General features: G+C 69.9%; 15 protein-coding genes. 7 read left to right on the plus strand and 8 right to left on the minus strand.

Annotated elements, in window-relative coordinates; genetic code table 11:
- Positions 1–94: 94 nt before the first annotated feature.
- Positions 95–1372: a M6 family metalloprotease domain-containing protein gene (locus tag ABZY11_RS03185; protein WP_356477457.1), complete on the minus strand. Its 1278-nt coding sequence runs from the start codon at positions 1370–1372 to the stop codon at positions 95–97.
- Positions 1373–1637: 265 nt separating this feature from the next.
- Between ABZY11_RS03185 and ABZY11_RS03190 the strand changes: the two genes are divergently transcribed.
- Together ABZY11_RS03190 and ABZY11_RS03195 are read left to right on the plus strand one after the other, a co-directional pair.
- Positions 1638–2300 (plus strand): TetR/AcrR family transcriptional regulator, encoded by a 663-nt coding sequence (locus ABZY11_RS03190; protein WP_356477458.1) that lies wholly within the window; start codon positions 1638–1640, stop codon positions 2298–2300.
- Positions 2301–2513: 213 nt separating this feature from the next.
- A complete protein-coding gene (locus tag ABZY11_RS03195) occupies positions 2514–4046 on the plus strand; it encodes an MFS transporter (RefSeq protein ID WP_356477459.1) in 1533 nt (510 codons plus the stop codon).
- A 156-nt stretch (positions 4047–4202) separates the two neighbouring features.
- Here ABZY11_RS03195 and ABZY11_RS03200 read toward each other — a convergent pair whose 3' ends face one another.
- The gene (locus ABZY11_RS03200) at positions 4203–4715 is read right to left on the minus strand and encodes a MarR family transcriptional regulator (RefSeq protein WP_356477460.1); all 513 of its coding nucleotides are present in this window, start codon (positions 4713–4715) and stop codon (positions 4203–4205) included.
- A gap of 150 nt (positions 4716–4865) precedes the next feature.
- On the opposite strand from ABZY11_RS03200, the gene ABZY11_RS03205 reads away from it, so the two are divergent.
- Positions 4866–5648, plus strand: a complete 783-nt coding sequence (locus ABZY11_RS03205) for a class III extradiol ring-cleavage dioxygenase (RefSeq protein ID WP_356477461.1) — start codon at positions 4866–4868, stop codon at positions 5646–5648.
- A 30-nt stretch (positions 5649–5678) separates the two neighbouring features.
- Here ABZY11_RS03205 and ABZY11_RS03210 read toward each other — a convergent pair whose 3' ends face one another.
- Together ABZY11_RS03210 and ABZY11_RS03215 are read right to left on the minus strand one after the other, a co-directional pair.
- Positions 5679–6743 carry a questin oxidase family protein gene (locus tag ABZY11_RS03210; protein WP_356477462.1) on the minus strand — a complete coding sequence of 355 codons (1065 nt, stop codon included), beginning with the start codon at positions 6741–6743 and terminating at the stop codon, positions 5679–5681.
- 72 nt (positions 6744–6815) lie between these two features.
- Positions 6816–7355, minus strand: coding sequence for an N-acetyltransferase family protein (locus ABZY11_RS03215; RefSeq protein WP_356477463.1), 540 nt, complete (start codon positions 7353–7355; stop codon positions 6816–6818).
- A gap of 148 nt (positions 7356–7503) precedes the next feature.
- Here ABZY11_RS03215 and ABZY11_RS03220 point away from each other — a divergent pair, with 148 nt between their 5' ends.
- The gene (locus tag ABZY11_RS03220) at positions 7504–8502 is read left to right on the plus strand and encodes a sigma-70 family RNA polymerase sigma factor (protein ID WP_356477464.1); all 999 of its coding nucleotides are present in this window, start codon (positions 7504–7506) and stop codon (positions 8500–8502) included.
- A gap of 166 nt (positions 8503–8668) precedes the next feature.
- Here ABZY11_RS03220 and ABZY11_RS03225 read toward each other — a convergent pair whose 3' ends face one another.
- Complete coding sequence (locus ABZY11_RS03225) at positions 8669–9631, minus strand: YafY family protein (RefSeq protein ID WP_356477465.1); 963 nt, start codon at positions 9629–9631, stop codon at positions 8669–8671.
- A gap of 113 nt (positions 9632–9744) precedes the next feature.
- On the opposite strand from ABZY11_RS03225, the gene ABZY11_RS03230 reads away from it, so the two are divergent.
- Positions 9745–11346, plus strand: a complete 1602-nt coding sequence (locus ABZY11_RS03230) for an MFS transporter (RefSeq protein WP_356477466.1) — start codon at positions 9745–9747, stop codon at positions 11344–11346.
- Positions 11347–11446: 100 nt separating this feature from the next.
- On the opposite strand, the gene ABZY11_RS03235 is transcribed toward ABZY11_RS03230, so the two are convergent.
- The 3 genes from ABZY11_RS03235 to ABZY11_RS03245 form a co-directional block, all read right to left on the minus strand.
- Positions 11447–12217, minus strand: coding sequence for a DUF6227 family protein (locus ABZY11_RS03235; RefSeq protein ID WP_356477467.1), 771 nt, complete (start codon positions 12215–12217; stop codon positions 11447–11449).
- A 134-nt stretch (positions 12218–12351) separates the two neighbouring features.
- Positions 12352–13455, minus strand: coding sequence for a P1 family peptidase (locus ABZY11_RS03240; RefSeq protein WP_356477513.1), 1104 nt, complete (start codon positions 13453–13455; stop codon positions 12352–12354).
- 184 nt (positions 13456–13639) lie between these two features.
- Positions 13640–14797, minus strand: a complete 1158-nt coding sequence (locus tag ABZY11_RS03245) for a low temperature requirement protein A (RefSeq protein ID WP_356477468.1) — start codon at positions 14795–14797, stop codon at positions 13640–13642.
- A gap of 125 nt (positions 14798–14922) precedes the next feature.
- Between ABZY11_RS03245 and ABZY11_RS03250 the strand changes: the two genes are divergently transcribed.
- Positions 14923–16104 (plus strand): MFS transporter, encoded by a 1182-nt coding sequence (locus ABZY11_RS03250; protein ID WP_356477469.1) that lies wholly within the window; start codon positions 14923–14925, stop codon positions 16102–16104.
- Entirely contained in the window at positions 16101–18425 is a 2325-nt protein-coding gene (locus ABZY11_RS03255; protein WP_356477470.1) for a molybdopterin oxidoreductase family protein, read from the plus strand. Before ABZY11_RS03250 ends, ABZY11_RS03255 begins: the two co-directional genes overlap by 4 nt.
- The last annotated feature ends 4 nt before the right edge of the window (positions 18426–18429 follow it).

Genomic DNA, 18429 nt, shown 5'->3' on the forward strand with positions numbered 1-18429 from the left:
TTATTCACGAGTGGGTCACTCACGGGCGGGTTATTCACGGGTGGGTCACTCACGGGCGGGTCATTCGCGGGCGGGTCATTCATGGACAGGTCATTCACGGGCGGGTTATGCGGACTCGGTAGTTGCCCTTCTTGTCCTTGTCGATCACGGATATGCGTATCCCGTTGGTCCGGTCGGTGAAGGTCTCGCCGGGCTGGAACGCGGCGTCTGACAGTCCGGCGTGCACATTGGGCAGTCGGGTGCAGCCGGTGCTGCCCTTGGTGCTGTCCGCGACGGACACCGGGCCCTGTCCGGTGTCGACGTCCGAGCTCACCTTGTAGATCAGTACGCCCGGCCTGCAGATCGCCTGGTCGTTGCCGGCCTGGGTCCGTACCTCCACCGCGTAGCCGGACTTGCCGCTCAGCGGTACGAACGCCAGCTTGGTGCCGCCCCGGGTGGCCAGCGGGCCGAGCACATGGTCGCTGGTGCCGGACCGTGCGGCGCAGCTGATCTGGCTGTTGTCCAGCCAGCCGAGCTTCCACTTGTGCCAGCCCAGCAGGTCGTTGTTGGCTCCCCAGTCCTCGGACATGATGTCCCAGTGCCCCACCGAGCCGCCGCCCTCCACCGTGTAGAGGTCGGGGAGGCCGAAGACATGGCCGTTCTCGTGCGGCAGGACCCGGTATCCGGTCTGTTTGAACGATCCCGAGCCGTCGTCCTGGCGGCTGTAGATGAAGGACGTGTTGGCCAGCGGGACGCCGTCCGCCCGCGGGGTGTCGTCGTTGCCGGAGAAGGTCACGGACAGGACGGTGTCCAGGGCGGAGGGCCCGGCGTTCGGGGTGACCAGGATGTTGACCAGGTCGTACGCGGCGAAGTCCACCTTCGGATCGGCGGCGGCGACGATGTCCTGGACGAGTTGGCGGTAGCCCGGTTCGTACGGTGAGCCGCGGTCTATCCCGTACTCCGAGAACGGCAGTGGCATCCGCAGCCAGGACTTCAGGGGGGCGTCGGGGGTATATGTGAGCCGTCCGTACGATCCGGTCCGGAACCAGTCGGTGGTCTGCGGGAAGAATTCCTTGTACCGGTCCATTGCCCGGCCGGCGCCCGGTGCGTCCGGGAAGTCGATCATCAGGTTGAGGGCACGGACCTTGCCCGTGGAGCGGGCGTAGCCCTCGGGTGTCGGTATGCCTTCCGACATCTGTACGCCCATGGTCGCCGATATCCGGCACGGGGCTATGCCTGCGGAACGGGCGGTGGCGACCGGGCCGGCCGAGGCCCGGCTTCCTATCGGAAGGGTGTTGCTGCCCGTGGCCACTGCGGCGATGACCAGGGCTGTTGCGGAGGCGAGAGCGATCGGGTGGCGGTGGTTGCGTATCCGGTGGCGGGGCTTTTGCATATAGGCGCCTCGGGGTCCGCGGCAGTCGGCCGGCCCTGACTGCGCTCTGCGGATCAGCCTGTTGCGGGTGGTGCGGCGCCGCTCGTTGGGTGCGCCGTTCGGCTGGTTTTCCGTCCCGGTATGTGACTCGGGTCACATGGAAGTGGGGAAATAACCGGGGACCATTTCCCCGTTTGCATCGGTGTCCCCGCGAAACGGGGAGGCGGTCCCCGGTTACGGGAAGGGGTCGTCGTGGCAACGGAAGCAGGGGAAGGGGATGGTCGTCGTGGGGACCGTCAGCGGCATCGCCGCCGGAGCGACGCAGCCCCGGACGCCTCGTCCGCGGGCCGATGCGCTGCGCAACCGGGAGCGGATCGTGACGGCCGCGCGCGAGATGTTCGTCGAGTTCGGGCCCGATGTGCCGCTCGACGAGGTCGCCAGGCGCGCCGGCGTCGGCAACGCCACGCTCTACCGGAACTTCCCCGACCGGGCCGCGCTGACGCACGAGGTCGTGCTCGCGGTCACCTCCCGGACCACCGACCGCGCGGAGGAGGCGGTGGCCGAGGAGGCCGATCCCTTCGCCGCACTCAGCCGCTTCGTGCACGCGGCGGCCGACGAACGGATCGGGGCACTGTGTCCGATGCTGTCCGGCGGCTTCGACAAGGACCATCCCGAACTGCTCGCCGAGCGCCGGCGCCTCGAAGAGGCCGTCGAGGGGCTCGTGTCGCGCGCCATGTCCGCGGGGCGGCTGCGCACCGACATCGCCGTCGGTGACGTACTCGTCGCCCTCTCCCAGCTCACCCGGCCGCTGCCCGGCATCGGCTGCCCGAACATCGACCGGTTCACCCACCGTCATCTACAGCTGTTCCTGGACGGCCTGGAGGCTCCGGCCCGGTCCGAACTGCCGGGAACGGCGGCGACCTTGGAGGATCTGCGGCGCCGGTCATGACATCCGCGCCGGGCTCCTGACCTGAACCAGGAGTCCGGCGACGCGACCGCCACGCCTTGACCATCCCTTTCACACCCGTCCGTTCACGGCCCGTCCGTTCACCGCCCGTCCGTTCATCACCTGTCCGTTCAGGGCTCGACCTTTCACCGACATCTCGGTTCACGACTCTTCGCGTGCATGCGCGCGCATGCACGTCCTTAGGTGGATACCCCCATGTCAAAAACAGCCGATATCCGACTCCCGGACCCCAGTCGCTGGAAAGCGCTGGCGTTCATCGCCCTCGCGCAGCTGATGGTCGTGCTCGATGCCACGATCGTGAACATCGCGCTGCCGCACGCCCAGACGGCCCTGGGCATTTCCGATGCCAACAAGCAGTGGGTCATCACGGCGTACGCCCTCGCCTTCGGTGGGCTGCTCCTCTTCGGAGGGCGGATCGCCGACCTCTGGGGCCGTAAGCGGACCTTTGTCGTCGGCCTGATCGGCTTCGCGCTGGCCTCCGCGCTCGGTGGCGCGGCGCAGAACCAGGGCATGCTCTTCGGCTCCCGCGCGCTCCAGGGCGTCTTCGGTGCGCTGCTCGCCCCGGCGGCCCTGTCGCTGCTCGCCGTGATGTTCACCGACGCCAAGGAGCGCGCCAAGGCGTTCGGCATCTACGGCGCGATCGCCGGTGGCGGCGGCGCCGTCGGTCTGATCCTCGGCGGCTTCCTGACCCAGGCGCTGAACTGGCGCTGGACGTTCTTCGTCAACATCCCGTTCGCCATCGTCGCGGCCGCGGGTGCGTACTTCGTGATCCGTGAGCCGGCCGGGAGCCGCAACCGCTCGGCGCTCGACATCCCCGGGGTCGTCCTGTCCGCGCTGGGCCTGGTCTCGCTGGTGTACGGGTTCACCCGGGCCGAGTCCGCGGGCTGGTCGGACGGGCTGACCATCGGCATGTTCGTCGCGTCCGCCGTACTGCTGCTCTCCTTCGCGCTGACCGAGTCCAGGGTCAAGTCGCCGCTGCTGCCGCTGCGCGTCGTGCTCGACCGCAACCGCGGTGGTGTCTACCTCTCGCTGGGTCTGGCCGTCATCGCGATGTTCGGGCTGTTCCTCTTCCTCACGTACTACCTCCAGGTCGTGAAGGGCTACTCGCCGATCAGGACCGGCTTCGCCTTCCTCCCGATGATCGCGGGCATGATCACGGGGTCGACACAGATCGGTGCCCGGCTGATGATCCGGGTCCCGGCGCGCAAGCTCATGGGCCCCGGCTTCCTGGCCGCCGCCGTCGGCATGCTGCTGCTGACGCAGCTGGAGATCGGCTCCTCCTACTTCGGGCTCATCCTGCCCGCGCAGCTGCTGCTGGGGCTGGGCATGGGTACGGCGTTCATGCCGGCCATGTCGCTGGCCACGCACGGTGTCGAGCCCCGGGACTCGGGTGTCGCGTCCGCGATGGTCAACACCTCGCAGCAGGTGGGCGGCGCGATCGGCACGGCGCTGCTGAACACCATCGCCGCGTCGGCCGCGACGGCGTACGCCTCCTCGCACGCCGCCCTCGGCGCCAGGAACCCGGAGCTGCTGAAGCTCCAGTCGATGGTGCACGGCTTCACCGGTGCCATCTGGTGGGCCGTCGGCATCCTGGTGGTGGCCTCCGCGATCGCGGTGACCTTCATCAACGCCGGGCGTCCCTCGGCGGGCCCGGCGACCGGAGGCTCCGGTTCGGGTGAGGCCGACGGTGTCGAGGACGAGTTCAAGGTCCCGGTCGTCGCCCACTGAGCGCCGATGCGTGACGCGTGACGCGAAGTGGTGCGTGACGTGATGCGGCGTGATGTGGTGCCAGGTGGTACGGACATGATGTGAACGCGGCTGTGCCCCGGTTCCTGGTCGAACGGAACCGGGGCACAGCCGTGTCGGTGCGGGTGCGGGTGCGGCTCAGCGCAGCCAGGGCAGGTCCGCGTCCGTGCCCTCCGGCTGGAGCCCGGTGGCGACGACCTGCATGATCTCGCCCAGCGAGCGCACCTGCTCGGGTGTGAGCCGGTCGAACATTGCCTGGCGTACGGCCTCGACATGGCCCGGCGCGGACCGGCGCAGCATCTCGAAGCCGTCGTCGGTGAGGACCGCGTTCTGGCCGCGCTTGTCGGACGGGCAGTCCTCGCGCCGCACCCACCCGCTCTTCTCCAGCCGTGAGACGGCGTGCGAGAGCCGCGAGCGGGTGATCTTGGCGTCCTTGGCCAGTTCCGTCATCCGCTTCTGGCGGCGGGGGGCCTGGGAGAGCTGGACGAGCAGACCGTAATAGATGTGTGGCATGCCGGCATCGCGCTGCAACTGGCGGTCGAGGTGGTCCTCCATGAGCGTGGTGGCATGGAGATACGCGCGCCAGACGCTCTGCTCTTCGTCGGAGAGCCAGCGGGGCTCGCCGGTGGATGCCGTGGTCATGTACTCCACTGTACGACCTTTTCTTGAAAGTTGAACTAGATAGAGCTAAGGTCTCAGGAGGAGGAAGCTTGAAGATTAAAGAACCCTTCCTTCTCGAAAAGACGCCTGTAGAAGGCTCAGTAGAAGACTTACCCGGATCAGCAGTGGATGGGGAGTGCCATGACAGTCACCGCGGAGCGCATGCCCGCCCTCTACCTCTCCCACGGCGCCCCGCCGCTGGCCGACGACCCGGTCTGGCCCGGCGAACTGGCCGCCTGGTCCGCCGGGCTGCCCCGCCCCCGCGCGATCCTGATGGTCTCCGCGCACTGGGAGGAGGCCCCGCTGGCCCTCGGGGCCACGGAGACGGTTCCGCTCGTCCACGACTTCTGGGGCTTCCCCGAGCACTACTACCGGGTGCGGTACGCCGCCCCGGGCGCCCCGGAACTGGCGGAGAGCGTACGCAAGCTGCTGCGCGGCGCCGGTACGCCGGTCCAGGACATCCCGGACCGCGGGCTCGACCACGGGGCGTACGTCCCGCTCGTGGAGATGTTCCCGGGTGCCGACATCCCCGTACTCCAGATCTCCATGCCGACGCTGGACCCGCAGAAGCTCATGGACATCGGGCGCAAGCTCGCGCCGTTGCGCGACGAGGGCGTGCTGATCGTCGGCAGCGGCTTCTTCACCCACAACCTGGCCGCCCTGCGGCATGCGGGCGGCGGCACCCCCGGCTGGTCGGCGGAGTTCGACGACTGGGGGAACCGGGCGCTCCAAGCACAGGACATCGACGCGCTGCTGGACTTCGAGCACAAGTCCCCGGCCGGCCGGCTGGCCCATCCACGCACCGAGCACTTCGCACCGATCTTCGTGACGCTCGGCGCCTCGGAGGGTGAGCTGGACCGGGGGCGCAGCGTCATCGACGGGTTCTGGATGGGACTCGCGAAGCGGTCGGTGCAGTTCGGCTGAGCTCCGGACGGGCGCCTGTCGCAGGGTCTGTCACAGCACCGGCGGGTTCAGCTCGATCGAGCGGAGTGCGGCGGCGAGGGCCGTCGCGTCGCCGACGTCCAGCGCGGTGTCGGTGAACTTGATGGTGTGGTCGTCGCCGTGCGCCGCCGCCCGCGCGAACAGCTCATCGGCGGACGCCGTCACCGGTGTGTACGGGGCGGCCTCGGCCGGGCTGTACGCGGCGGTGACCGCGGCGCTCGCCGCCCACGCGGCCCCCAGGCTCGGTACCCACAGCGCGCGGGGGAGCGCGGGCAGGGTGCGCAGCACGGCATTGGGCGCGGTCGCGGCGTGCACCAGCATGATCGGTTCGCCGTGCCCGTGGGTGGCGAACCGGTGGGTCGCGGCCCGCACCAGCTCCGCCAGCCGGGCCCGCGCCTCGTCCGGGTCGTCGGTGAACCGCTGCGGCCACACCGGGAACGCGGTGAGCTGCGCCAGCCGGTCCCGGATGCCGCCGTCCTGCTCGGGCACCGGCGGTACGGCGTTCAGCGCTGCCGCGGCGGTGGGTGCGGGTGCGAGCGGGGTCAGCACGGGCAGCGGCTGGTGGCGGGCGGCCCAGTAGCCGAGGCCGTGGGCGAGCTCGGTGATCCGGGGCGGGGTCGCCTCGCCGGCGAGCAGGGTGCGTACGGAGTGGCCGACCCGGATCACGGGGTGGGTGGCGCCCGCCGCGATGCCGGGGAGCAGCCGCGGCCACCACTCGGTGAGGACGTCCCGCCAGGGGCGCTCGGCGGTCTCCCGCTCGAAGTACACCGTCCAGTCCGCGATCCGGCGCGGGTCGCCGAGGGCCTCGCGCCAGTTCTCCGCCGTCACCCGGGTCGCGGTGTCCGGCATGTCCTCCAGCTTGTGGCTGTAGTGGTCGAGCCAGCGGTGGACGGCCGGTGCCTGGCCGTGCCGGACCAGCGCCTCGACGGCCATGGGGCCGTGATTGCTCAGCCAGCCATTGCGTTCGGGGCCCGAGGCGTGGAGGCGTTCCAGCGCCTCGTCGAGCGTGCCGGTGGTGTCGTCCGCGCCGGAGGTGTCGTCCGTGTCCGTCTTGTTGTCGTTCGTCGTGTCGTCCATACGGAGGCACGCTAGGCGCGGGACCCGCGCGGCGTAACGGACCGCGGACCCGGACCGGGACCGGCGGGGGTCCTAGGGCTGTGGCCCCAGTCGCTTCTCGTACCAGGCCACGTCCCAGTACGCGCCGAACTTCCGGCCCACCTCGGCGTACGTGCCGACATGGCGGAAACCGAAGCGCTCGTGCAGCCGGACGGAGGCGTCGTTGGGCTGGGTGATGCCCGCGTACGCACGGTGCAGGTCCTCGCCGGCGAGTGCCTCGAACAGGGCCGTGTAGAGGAGCGTGCCGATGCCGCGGCCGGTGGCGTGAGGGGCGCAGTAGACGCTCACCTCGACCGAGGTCGCGTACGCCGCCTTGGGGCGGAAAGCGCTGCTGGTGGCGTAACCCAGGATCGAAGCGGGACCGACAAGACGGACATCCTGAGCAACCAGAAGACGGTGCGGGCCGTCTTCAGGGTGGGAACGCAGCCATGGCAGCCGCTGTTCGGGGAAGAAGGGGGTCATGTCGAATGTGAGCGCGGTCTCACGTACGTAATGGTTGTAGATGTCCGTGAGCGCCACCAAATCACCCTCGACGCCCGGCCTGACCTGCACTTCTGTCCGGCGATCCGGCATGTGCACCCCCCTCGCGGCGGCACAGGGTACTGCATGATCGCGAAAATGAATGCCAGGCGTGGGAATTCTGTCCGGATTCCAGTCGTTGTTTCCATCGGATGCAGGGCACCCGGAAGGGTGTCGCGACCTACTCAGCAAGGGAGCACGCATGGCAACCCGTGCCGTCGCCCGTCGTTCGTCCACCACCGGTGGGACCAACCGGGCAAGCAGTGTTCGCGCCGCGGGCGGAGAGATCGCCGATCGCGACCTGGTCGGCATGTACCTGGACGAGATCGCGCGTACGCCGCTGCTCGATGCCGCCAAGGAGGTCGAGCTGTCGCAGACCGTCGAGGCGGGTGTCTACGCCCGGCAGATACTCGACGGCACGGTGGACAGCGAGGCCGGCGGAGCCACGCGCGAGGAGCTGGAGGCGCTGGTCGCCGAGGGCGAGCGCGCCAAGGACGTATTCATACGTTCCAACCTGCGGCTCGTCGTTGCCGTCGCCCGCCGCTATCCGCGGGCCGGGCTGCCCCTGCTCGACCTGATCCAGGAGGGCAACGCGGGCCTGGTGCGCGCGGTCGAGAAGTTCGACTACGCCAAGGGCTTCAAGTTCTCCACGTACGCGACGTGGTGGATCCGTCAGGCCATCACCCGTTCCATCGCCGACCAGTCCCGTACGATCCGGCTCCCCGTCCACCTGGTGGAGGAGCTCGGCCGGATCCGCCGGGTGCAGCGCGAGTTCAACCGTGAGCACGGCCGCGAGCCGGAGCACGCGGAGATAGCGGCGGAGCTGGACTCCACGCCGGAGCGCGTGGGCGACGTCCTGGACTGGGCCCGCGACCCGGTCAGCCTCAACATGTCCGTGGACGACGAGGGCGAGACCCAGTTCGGCGATCTGCTGGAGGACACCTCCGCGGTGTCGCCCGAGCAGTCGGTGATGACGCTGCTGCGCAGCGAGGAGCTCGAGGACCTGATCGGCAAGCTCGACAACCGCACCGCGTCCATCATCCGTATGAGGTACGGCATCGAGGACGGCCGTGAGCGGACTCTCACCGAGGTCGGCAAGCAGCACGGGCTCACCCGTGAGCGGATCCGGCAGATCGAGAAGCACGCACTGCTGGAATTGAAGCGAATGGCCCACGACACGGGTTTTGACGCTGCGGCGTGAGCCTTCGTCCAGTATCCTCCGAAATGGGTCGCTTCGCGTGACCCCCTGAGCTGAGTCCCGGCGCCCACCCCCCCTGGCGCCGGGGCTCATTCTTTTGTGTCACGACGGCTCCGCGTCCCATTGGATGGCGGATCCGGACCGGGAGCGGTGGCGGGTCCGGCCGGGTTCAGCGTGCCGCCGCGCGGGTCAGGCGGGCGCCCAGGTCGCCCAGGTAGTCCACCAGCTGCGGCGGCTCGTGGGCGGTGAAGTCGCAGTCCACCAGCGCCAGCCGGAGCGCCACCCATTCCAGCGAGTCCGCGAGCACCGCCCGCAGCCGGCAGCTGTTCTCGCCGGTCCGCTCCAACGGACCGATCGACGTCGGCAGCCGCGCGGACACGAATTCCGACGGGGCCGCGAAGCTCACATCGACCGCCAGCTCCGGCTGCCGCCGGGAGATGGAACCGGCGAGGAACTCCGCCGCGTCACCCGTGGGCAGCTCGCGCGGTGTGAACCGGGCCCCGGTCGCGAACGGCTCGCTCACCCGGTCGACCCGGAACGTACGCCAGTCCTCGCGCCCCAGGTCGTACGCGACGAGATACCAGCGCCATCCCGTGCTCACCAGCCGGTACGGCTCGGCCTCCCGCTTCGTCTCGGCGCCGTCGCCCGCGCGGTACGCGAACCGCAGCCGCTCCTGACCGGTGACCGCCGACGCCATCACGGTCAGCGTCCGCGGGTCGATGGTCGAGCCGTCGCCCCGGGTCAGCGGCATCGTCGCGTTCTGCAGCGTCGAGACCCGGTGCCGCAGCCGTGACGGCAGCACCTGCTCCAGCTTCGTCAGAGCCCGTACGGAAGCCTCGTCCACCCCCTCGATGGCATGCCCGGCCCCCGCCCGCAGCCCCACCGCGATGGCCACCGCCTCCTCGTCGTCGAGGAGCAGCGGCGGCATGGCGGTGCCCGCGACGAGCCGGTAGCCGCCGACGGACCCGCGCGAGGCCTCGACCGGATATCCCAGCTCGCGGAGCCGGTCGATGTCGCGGCGGATGGTGCGCGGGCTGACATCGAGCCGCTCGGCGAGCTCGCTGCCCGGCCACTCGCGGGGCGTCTGGAGGAGCGACAACAGATTCAGCAGTCGTGCCGGGGTGTCGGTCATGGGCTCAGCCTTCTGCCGGGGGCCGGTCGTCTCACGCCGGGGTGGTGGTCGTCCCACCAGGATGCCCAGCTATTGGGTCATGACCTGACCTAATGGCTGTTTAGCTTCTTCATATGACTTCTTCCGCACCTCTGTCGTCCACGGCATCCGGGCCCATGGTGTCCTCGGGCCCGTCGGACCGGCGACGCTGGTTCGCGCTCGCCATCGTGATGACCGCGGCCTTCATGGACCTGGTCGACGTCACGATCGTCAACATCGCCATCCCGAGCATCCAGGAGGACACCGGCGCCTCGTTCAGCTCGATCCAGTGGATCACCGCCGGTTACGCCCTGGCCTTCGCGGCCGGTCTGATCACCGGCGGCCGGCTGGGCGACATCTACGGCCGCAAGCGGCTGTTCCTCATCGGCATCGGCGGCTTCACGCTGGCCTCCGCGCTCTGCGGCTTCGCCGTGAACCCGGAGATGCTGGTCGCCTCCCGCATCCTCCAGGGCGGCACCGCCGCGCTGATGGTTCCGCAGGTGCTGTCGATCGTGCACGCCACCTTCCCGGCACACGAGCGCGGCAAGGTCTTCGGCCTCTTCGGCGCGATCGTCGGCCTCGGTGCCGTCTCGGGACCGCTGCTGGGCGCGCTGCTCACCGAGTGGAACATCGCCGGTCTCGAATGGCGGCCGATCTTCCTGATCAACCTGCCGGTCGGCCTCGCGGGCCTGCTCCTCGGCCGGAAGTTCATCACCGAGTCCAAGGCCCCGAAGGCGCTCCGGCTCGATCTGATCGGCGTCGCCCTGGTGACCCTGGGGATGCTGATGCTGATCTACCCGCTGACCCGTGGGCGTGAGCTGGGCTGGCCGCTGTGGGGCCACGTATCGATGGCCGGCAGCCTGCTGGTGTTCCTGGCCCTGGTGCTGTTCGAGCGGGCCAAGGCGCGCAAGGACGGTTCGCCGCTGGTCGAGCTGTCGCTGTTCCGGGTCAAGAGCTTCGCGGCGGGCATCGCGGTGCAGCTGACCTTCGGCATCGGGCTCGGCATCTTCTTCCTGGTCTGGACGCTCTACATGCAGAAGGGCCTCGGCTGGAGCGCGCTGCGGGCCGGTACGACCGGTGTGCCGTTCTCGATCGCCGTCTCGTTCGCCGCCGGGATCTCCGTACAGAAGCTGGTGCCCAAATTCGGCCGCAAGGTTCTCCAGGCCGGTGCGCTGCTGATGGTCGCCGGACTGCTGATCTACATCTGGGAGTCCGACCGGTACGGCATGGGCATCACGTCCTGGCAGATGATCCTGCCGCTGGTGGTCATGGGCATCGGCATGGGCCTGATCGTGGCGCCGCTGACGGACATGGTGCTCTCCGAGGTGCCGAAGGAGCACTCCGGTTCGGCCTCCGGGCTGATCAACACCGTGCAGCAGATGGGCAATGCGCTGGGGCTCGGGCTGGTCGCGGTCGTCTTCTTCGGTTCGATCGACGACCGGTCGGCGCCGTCGCAGATGGGCCCGGCGTTCGCGGAGGCGTTCCGGAACTCGCTGTGGTGGGTGGCCGGGGTGCTCGCGGTGATCTTCCTGGTGATGTTCGCGCTGCCCGCGCGGCCGCGGCAGCAGGTGGAGGACGGCGACGGGGCCGTGGACGCGGCGGGCGTCGAGAGCGCGGCAGGCGCAGGGAACGCTGCGGGTGCCGCGGATGCGGCGGGCGGCTCCGAGGCCGCCAAGGAGCCCGCTCTGACGCCCTGACCGACCTCCGGCCGGGAGAAGAGGACGGTGCCCGCACCCCCCGGCGGGGGTGCGGGCACCTGTGTGTCGGCTCCGGGCCCCGGGGGCCGGCCGCCGTGGGTCAGCAGATGCGTGTGCGGCTCTCCATGGCACCGCGTGCGGTCTCCTCGTCGCCGTACACCTCGCACATGTGGCGGCCGTCCGGCGTGGCCGTGTGCTCGACCTCCCACAGGCTTGTCTCGCTGCCGTCGAGGAGTAGGAAGGCGTGCTCGTACAGGGTGAATCCGGCGTCCCGCCCGTCCACCCGGCACTGCCGGCCGAAGACCTGGGTGATGTGGTGGGCGAAGGCGGCGCGCAGCAGCCGGGCGGTCTCCTCGCCGGGACCGTTGCTGTTCTCCGCGCGGCGCAGGACACGGCGGGCGTGGTCGGCGGAGTTGTCCGGGGCGTACATCCGGGGCAGCGGGGCCGGGGGAGCCGCCATCAGGACCGTGAGTATCTCCAGGTCGGCCTGCGGCCCGTCGTCCCCGAACACCGGGACCTCACCGAAGCTGCCGGTGAGCCTGGCGGCGGCGACATGGGCATCGGCCTCGTCGTCGTAGAGCTCGTGGTGCCTGAGGTCGGGCTCCGTCCGGGACCGCGGGTCCGTCGCGCTCCGCGGACCGCCGTGCACCAGCTCCCACAGGGTGAGAGCGGTGCCGTCGGACAGCAGATACGTGTGCCGGTAGGTCTCGCGGTGGAGTACGGAACTGTGGTGCGAGGAGTGCAGGGAACTGCTGTGGGCGAGCGCGGTACCGAGTCTCTCGACCGTACTGTCGGGCAGGTCGAAAGAGTTGAGTGCCCGTCGCAGGAGTCGCTCGAGGTGCTGCTCGGTTGTCTCGTACGGATCGCTCAAGGTGCTGTCTCCAGGCCGTTGCCGCGTGTTACTTGCTGCGTGCTTAACGTAGTCCCTGGGTCCGACATCGTGACCGGGGTTCAGGAAAACGTATGGCGCACGCAGATGGTTCCTGGTGGTTCGTCCGAACTTCCTTACCCGGCAGGCGAGTCGGGCTCCGGGCCGTTGCCCGACGGTGGCTGTGAGGGGCGAGGCGGTGTGCCGTAGAGATCGCTGTACGAGGGGTAGCAGCCGCCGCCGGGGCGGCCGTCGACGCTCCGAGCTGCCCGGACGGCCTTCACGATGGCGCGCGCGAGCACATCCGCACCGGCCGCCAGCAGGTCGTTGAGCGCGATCGGATTCTGCGGATCAAGCGGCCGGGCGCCGGTGGCCAGCGCGAAAACGGTGTCCCCGTCGGTGAGCAGATGTACGGGGCGGACGGCGCGCGCCAGTCCGTCGTGCGCCGTACCCGCGAGCTTCTGCGCCTGGGCCCGGGTGAGGTCGGCGTCCGTGGCGACGACGGCGAGCGTGGTGTTGAGCGGGGGCCGTGTGTTCGCGTCCCGCGCCTCGGCGAGCCGCCGCTCCGCCGCGCGGAGGACCTCGGGCGCCGGGTGCACCGGCGGTTCGGCTGCGCCGTACTCCCCGTACAGCACCCCGGTACGCGGATCGACCACCGAGCCCGCCGCGTTCACCACGACGAGCGCGCCCACCGTGATCCCGGTGGGCAGCCGCGTGCTCGCCGTGCCCACGCCGCCCTTGAGCTGCCCGGCGACCGCGCCCGTGCCCGCGCCCACGCCCCCTTCGGTCACCGGCGCCCCCGGCCCCGCGGCTGCCGCGACCTCCACCGCCGCGCGGCCCGTCGAGGCGTCGGGGCGGGCCCGCCAGTCGCCGCCCCGCCCCAGGTCGAAGAGGCAGGCGGCGGGGACCACCGGCACCACGTGCGCCGGGTCGGGGCCGACCCGCACTCCGCGCCCCTGCTCCTCCAGCCAGGCCATCACACCGGACGCCGCGTCCAGGCCGTACGCGCTGCCGCCGGTCAGGACGACGGCATCGATGCGCTGCACCAGATTGCGCGGATCGAGCGCGTCCGTCTCCCGGGTGCCGGGACCGCCACCGCGTACGTCGACGGCCGCGACCGCACCGCCCTCGGGGGCGAGGACAACGGTGGTGCCGCTCAGCGCGCCCTCGCCCGGCACCTGCGCATGGCCGACGCGCAGCCCCGCGACGTCGGTCAGCGCGTCGAGCGGCCCGGCGGGAATCGGCGGGGCGGCATTCGGCGGGTCGGTGTTCGGCCCGGCGGTATCCGGGGGGCCGGAGGGGCCCGTCGGCTTCCGGGCCCGGGGTTCTTCCGTCACTGCGTACTCCTCACTGAGTGCCCCTTGCTGCGTGCTCCCCGCCGCGCACTGCTCGCTGCGTGAGCTGTCGTCGGCCGTCCCGTCGCGCTCAACCGGCCATGGCGGGCCGCCGGGACAGCAGCACCTCCACGGCCACGGCCGCCGCGGCCACCAGCCCGGCCGCCAACACCGCCCACCCGTCGGCGAACGTGCAGGCCAGGATGGCCAGCGCGGCCACGGGGAGGGACAGTTGCTCCGCGAGGTCGCGCTTGAAGTGGCGGGCGTGCAGCGCCCACACCGTCAACAGGAAGAGCGCGGAGGGAATGGTCACCGCGGCGGCGGCCACCGCGTCCGAGATGTGGGCCTTGCCAACGCTTTGCTCCACCGCCACCTCGATGCCCGCACCGATGGCGGCCGCGGAACCGAAGATCAGGTAGTGCCCGTATCCCCAGATGAACGCTTCCCTGCTGCCGCGCAGGTAGTCATGGATCGGCACGGCGAAATAGATCCACCAGGCGGAGAAGACGATCAGCAGTCCGCCTGCGGCGATCGGCAGCAGTTCGCCGAGCGCGTCGTGCTCGTCCACCGCCTCCTGGACCGCGACCGTGGCCGCCGCGATCGTCTCGCCCAGCACGATGATCGTGAACAGTCCGTACCGCTCACTGATGTGGTGCGGATGCCAGCTCGTCGAGCGGTCGCGCTCGGCGATCGCGGGAACGGACATCTCCGCGAGCGCGAGCACGACGAAGACGGCGGTACGGACTCCGCGGGAGTCGGCGGGCAGCAGCAGCATGGCGATCCAGCCCAGCTGCACCACCGTGATCCCGACGGCGTACCGCAGCGCGACCCGCCGCTCCCCGCCCTGGGTGCAGTGCGCGGCGCGCAGCCACTGGCTGGTCAGCGCGAGCCGCATCACCACATAACCGATGACGACGATCGTCCAGTCGCCCGCGTCGAAGGCGCGCGGCACTCCGGCGGCGAGGATGAGCACACCGGTGATCTGGACGAGCGTGACGACGCGGTACAGCGGGTCGTCGGTGTCGTAGGCCGAGGCGAACCAGCTGAAGTTGACCCAGGCCCACCAGATCGCGAAGAAAACGGCTGCGTAGCTGCCTATTCCGGTGAGGGCGTGGCCTTCGGCGACGGCATGTACCAACCGCGCGCCCGCCTGGGCCACGGCGACGACGAAGCACAGGTCGAAGAAGAGTTCCAGCGGGGTCGACGCGCGATGTTCCTCGGTGCGGCTGCGAGCCATCATTACGGGCATGGGAGCCAGCACACCAGACGGGCGTCGGCAACGCTGAACGGGGCATGCCCCGGACGGGCGATCGGGCTCACCCAGCCGAGCCGTAAAACGGGACCAACCGTCACGTACAACCCTACGGTGGCGGAGTGACCGAGCCGCCAGAAGCCTCCGCCGCAGCCGCGCAGCCCGCCACCGGTGCCCGCACCGGCTCCACCGGCTCCACCGGCTCCACCGGCTCCACCGGGGTGCCCGGCACCCAGCCACCCGCCGGGCCCGGCGCCGCCGGCCTCCCGGGCGTCGGCACCCGCTCCGTCACCGCCCGTGCGACGACGGCCGGTGTCATCGTCTCCGCCCTCCTGATCCTCGCGATCGTGCTCGGCAGCCGGCTGCTGGAGAACTTCGACTCCGCCCTGCTCCCGTACGCCGTCGCCACCGTCTTCCTCGCCTTCGGCGTCGCCTACCGCTACACGGTCTGGGTCTCCGCGCCCGGTGCCCGACGGCTCTTCAACCAGGGGTGGCGGAGCTTCTTCTCGGTGGCCAACTTCCGTAAGGCCCCCACCGCGCTGCCCCGGATGATCGCCACATATCTGGGCTTCCAGAAATTCCTCGGCGCCCGCTCGCACGCCCGCTGGGCCGCCCATCAGCTGATCTTCTGGGGCTGCGTCCTCGCCGCCCTGATCACTTTCCCGCTGACCTGGGGCTGGTTCACCTTCACCTCCGGCAGCGGCTCGGGTCCCGGTTACGAGATGCGAATCTGGGGCTTCGAGATCATCGGATTCGACTCCCTGGACATCCTGGGCTGGCTGATGTTCCACGGCCTGGACATCGCCGCCGTGCTCGTCATCCCCGGCGCCTCCTACTTCCTGTGGCGCCGGATGAAGGACCGCGGCGCCATCACCGGCCAGCGCTTCGCCTACGACATGGTCCCGCTGATCGCTCTCATCGTCATTTCCGTGACCGGTCTGCTGCTCACCTTCTCGTCGATCTTCCTGCACGGCGGCGGATACGAATTCCTGGCGGTTCTCCACATGGTGTCGGTGGTGTTCACCCTCATCTACATCCCGTTCGGGAAGTTCTTCCACATCGTCCAGCGCCCGGCCGCGGTCGGTATGCAGCTGTTCAAATACACCGCCCGGCAGGACCGGGAGGTCTTCGGCTGCCGCCGCTGCGAGGAACCCATCGACACCGGGCCCTATGTCGAGAACATCCGCGGCACCATGCGCGACCTCGGCCTCGACTTCGACGAGTGGGCCGAATACTGCCCGCGCTGCAAGCGGGTGCTGCGTGGCAGTGCCCATCTCTCCCACGTGAAGAAGGGCTTCAAGTGACCGTGGATCCGCGAGCGGCCGACCCCCGGACGGTGGTTCCCCTCGACCCCTCTCTCGCCCCGCCCGGCACCCGTGCCTTCCGGGACGCGGGCGGTATCCCCGCCGACCGGTGGCACGCCGACCACAGCGGCGAGACGCTCGTCCCCACCCACTGCTGCTTCTGCGGGGTCCAGTGCGGGATGTATCTGCGCGTCGACCGAGGCGGCAAGGTCTTCGGCGTCGAACCCCGCAACCACGACATCAACCGGATGCGGCTGTGTCCCAAGGGAATCAACGCGTACCAGCAGGTCAACCACCCCGACCGGCTCACCGCCCCGCTGATGCGCCGCTCCCGTGACGAGGACTTCCGAGAGGTCTCCTGGGACGAGGCGCTCGACTACACCGTCGCCGAGATCAAGCGCATCCAGCAGAGCTACGGGAACGACGCGTTCGGGCTCCTCGGCGGAGCCAGCCTCTTCTCCGAAAAGACCTATCTGGTCGGCAAATTCGCCCGGGTCGCCCTGAAGTCCCGGCACGTCGACTACAACGGCCGGCTCTGCATGGTCAGCGCCGCGGGCGCCAACAAACTCGCCTTCGGCATCGACCGGGCCGGCAACCCCTTCTCCGACATCCTGCTCACCGACTGCCTGCTGATCGCGGGTTCCAACGTCGGCGAGTGCTTCCCCGTGATGACCCAGTACGTGTGGGGAGCCCGGGACCGCGGTGCGAGCCTGATCGTCGTCGACCCGCGGGAGACCGCGATCGCCCGCACCGCCGACATCCATGTCGCCCTCAAGCCCGGCACCGATTCGGCCTTCTTCAATTCCGTGCTCAACGTGGTCATCGAGGAGGGACTGACCGACGAGGCCTATCTCGCCGCCCATGCCACCGGCTGGGACGAAGTGAAGGCCAAGGCCGCCGAGTACCCGCCGTCCCGGGCCGCAGACATCTGCGGGATCCCTGCCGAACAGATCGTCCAGGTCGCCCGCGCCTTCGCCCGCGCTCCCAAGGCCATGGCCTGGCACGCCCGCGGTATCGAGCACCACTCGCAGGGCGTCGAGAACTGCCTCAGCGTGATCAACCTCTGCACCGCCACCGGCCACATCGGCAAACCCGGCGCCGGCTACGGCACCATCACCGGCCAGGGCAACGGGCAGGGCGGCCGTGAGCACGGACAGAAATCCGACCTGCTGCCCGGCGGCCGCTCGATCATGAACGAGGAGCACCGCAGGCAGATCTGCGAGATCTGGGGCATCGCGGAATCCGAACTCCCGCCCGCAGGCACCTCGATGATGGAAATGGTCTGGCAGATGCAGCGCCGCGAGATCCGCGGCCTGATCGGCATCTGCAACAACCCCTTCGTCTCCCTCCCCAACTACAAGGTGGTCAAGGAGGGGTACGACGCCACAGAGTTCCACGCTCAATTCGATTTCTTCCTTTCCGAGACCGCTGCCAACGCGCATGTCGTCTTCCCCGTCACCACCTGGGCCGAGGACGAAGGGGTGATGGCCAACGCCGAGGCCCGGGTGGTGAAGCACAACAAGGCGCAGGACCCGCCGCCCGGTGTACGGACCGACACCTGGGTGATGTGCGAACTCGCCAGGCGCCTCGGCGCGGGCGACAAATTCGCCTTCGCCGACTCCCGGGCCGTCTTCGACGAACTGCGGATCGCCTCCGCCGGCACTGTCAACGACTACTACGGCATCACCTACGAACGGCTGGAAAAGACCGGCGGAATCGCCTGGCCCTGCCCCTCCACCGACCACCCCGGTACCCCTCGGCTCTTCGAGAACGGCAGGACCTACCACTCCGACGGCAAGATCCATCTACAGGTCGTCGAATGGCACCCGCCGATGGATCCGTACGACGACGAGCACCCCATGTCGCTCACCACCGGGCGCACCGTCGCCCACTTCCTCTCCGGCAACCAGACCCGTCGTCTGGGCGCCCTCGTGGAACAGACCCCGCGCCCCTGGGCCGAGCTCCATCCCTCCCACGGCTTCCGCAACGGCGAACCGGTCCGCGTCGTCACCCGGCGCGGCAGCGAGGTCTTTCCCGCACTGGTCACCGAGGCGATCCGCCCCGACACCGTCTTCATCCCGTACCACTGGCCCGTCCCCACCGCGGCCAATGCCCTCACCATCGACGCCCTCGACCCCCGCTCCAAGATCCCCGAGTACAAGGTGTGCGCCTGCCGTATCGAGCACGCCGGGAAGATCGACGACGTCCCCGCGCCTCCTGTCGCACCCGGCCAGGCCGGCTACCCGGAGACCCGGGTCTGCCGTACCGACCCGCTGCCGCCCACGGCCCCCCAGGGGCGTGGCACCTCGGAGAGGAGCTGACCGC

Origin of the sequence: Streptomyces sp. NPDC006510 (genome assembly GCF_040611955.1) — a bacterium.
Classification (GTDB): domain Bacteria; phylum Actinomycetota; class Actinomycetes; order Streptomycetales; family Streptomycetaceae; genus Streptomyces.

What these genes read in the sequence shown, in the direction of transcription:
- ABZY11_RS03205 (WP_356477461.1), top strand. Translation starts at nt 4,866, where the DNA reads ATGACAGTCACCGCGGAGCGCATGCCCGCCCTCTACCTCTCCCACGGC.
- ABZY11_RS03225 (WP_356477465.1), bottom strand. Translation starts at nt 9,631, where the DNA reads ATGACCGACACCCCGGCACGACTGCTGAATCTGTTGTCGCTCCTCCAG.
- ABZY11_RS03230 (WP_356477466.1), top strand. Translation starts at nt 9,745, where the DNA reads ATGACTTCTTCCGCACCTCTGTCGTCCACGGCATCCGGGCCCATGGTG.
- ABZY11_RS03245 (WP_356477468.1), bottom strand. Translation starts at nt 14,797, where the DNA reads ATGCCCGTAATGATGGCTCGCAGCCGCACCGAGGAACATCGCGCGTCG.
- ABZY11_RS03210 (WP_356477462.1), bottom strand. Translation starts at nt 6,743, where the DNA reads ATGGACGACACGACGAACGACAACAAGACGGACACGGACGACACCTCC.
- ABZY11_RS03185 (WP_356477457.1), bottom strand. Translation starts at nt 1,372, where the DNA reads ATGCAAAAGCCCCGCCACCGGATACGCAACCACCGCCACCCGATCGCT.
- ABZY11_RS03220 (WP_356477464.1), top strand. Translation starts at nt 7,504, where the DNA reads ATGGCAACCCGTGCCGTCGCCCGTCGTTCGTCCACCACCGGTGGGACC.
- ABZY11_RS03215 (WP_356477463.1), bottom strand. Translation starts at nt 7,355, where the DNA reads ATGCCGGATCGCCGGACAGAAGTGCAGGTCAGGCCGGGCGTCGAGGGT.
- ABZY11_RS03195 (WP_356477459.1), top strand. Translation starts at nt 2,514, where the DNA reads ATGTCAAAAACAGCCGATATCCGACTCCCGGACCCCAGTCGCTGGAAA.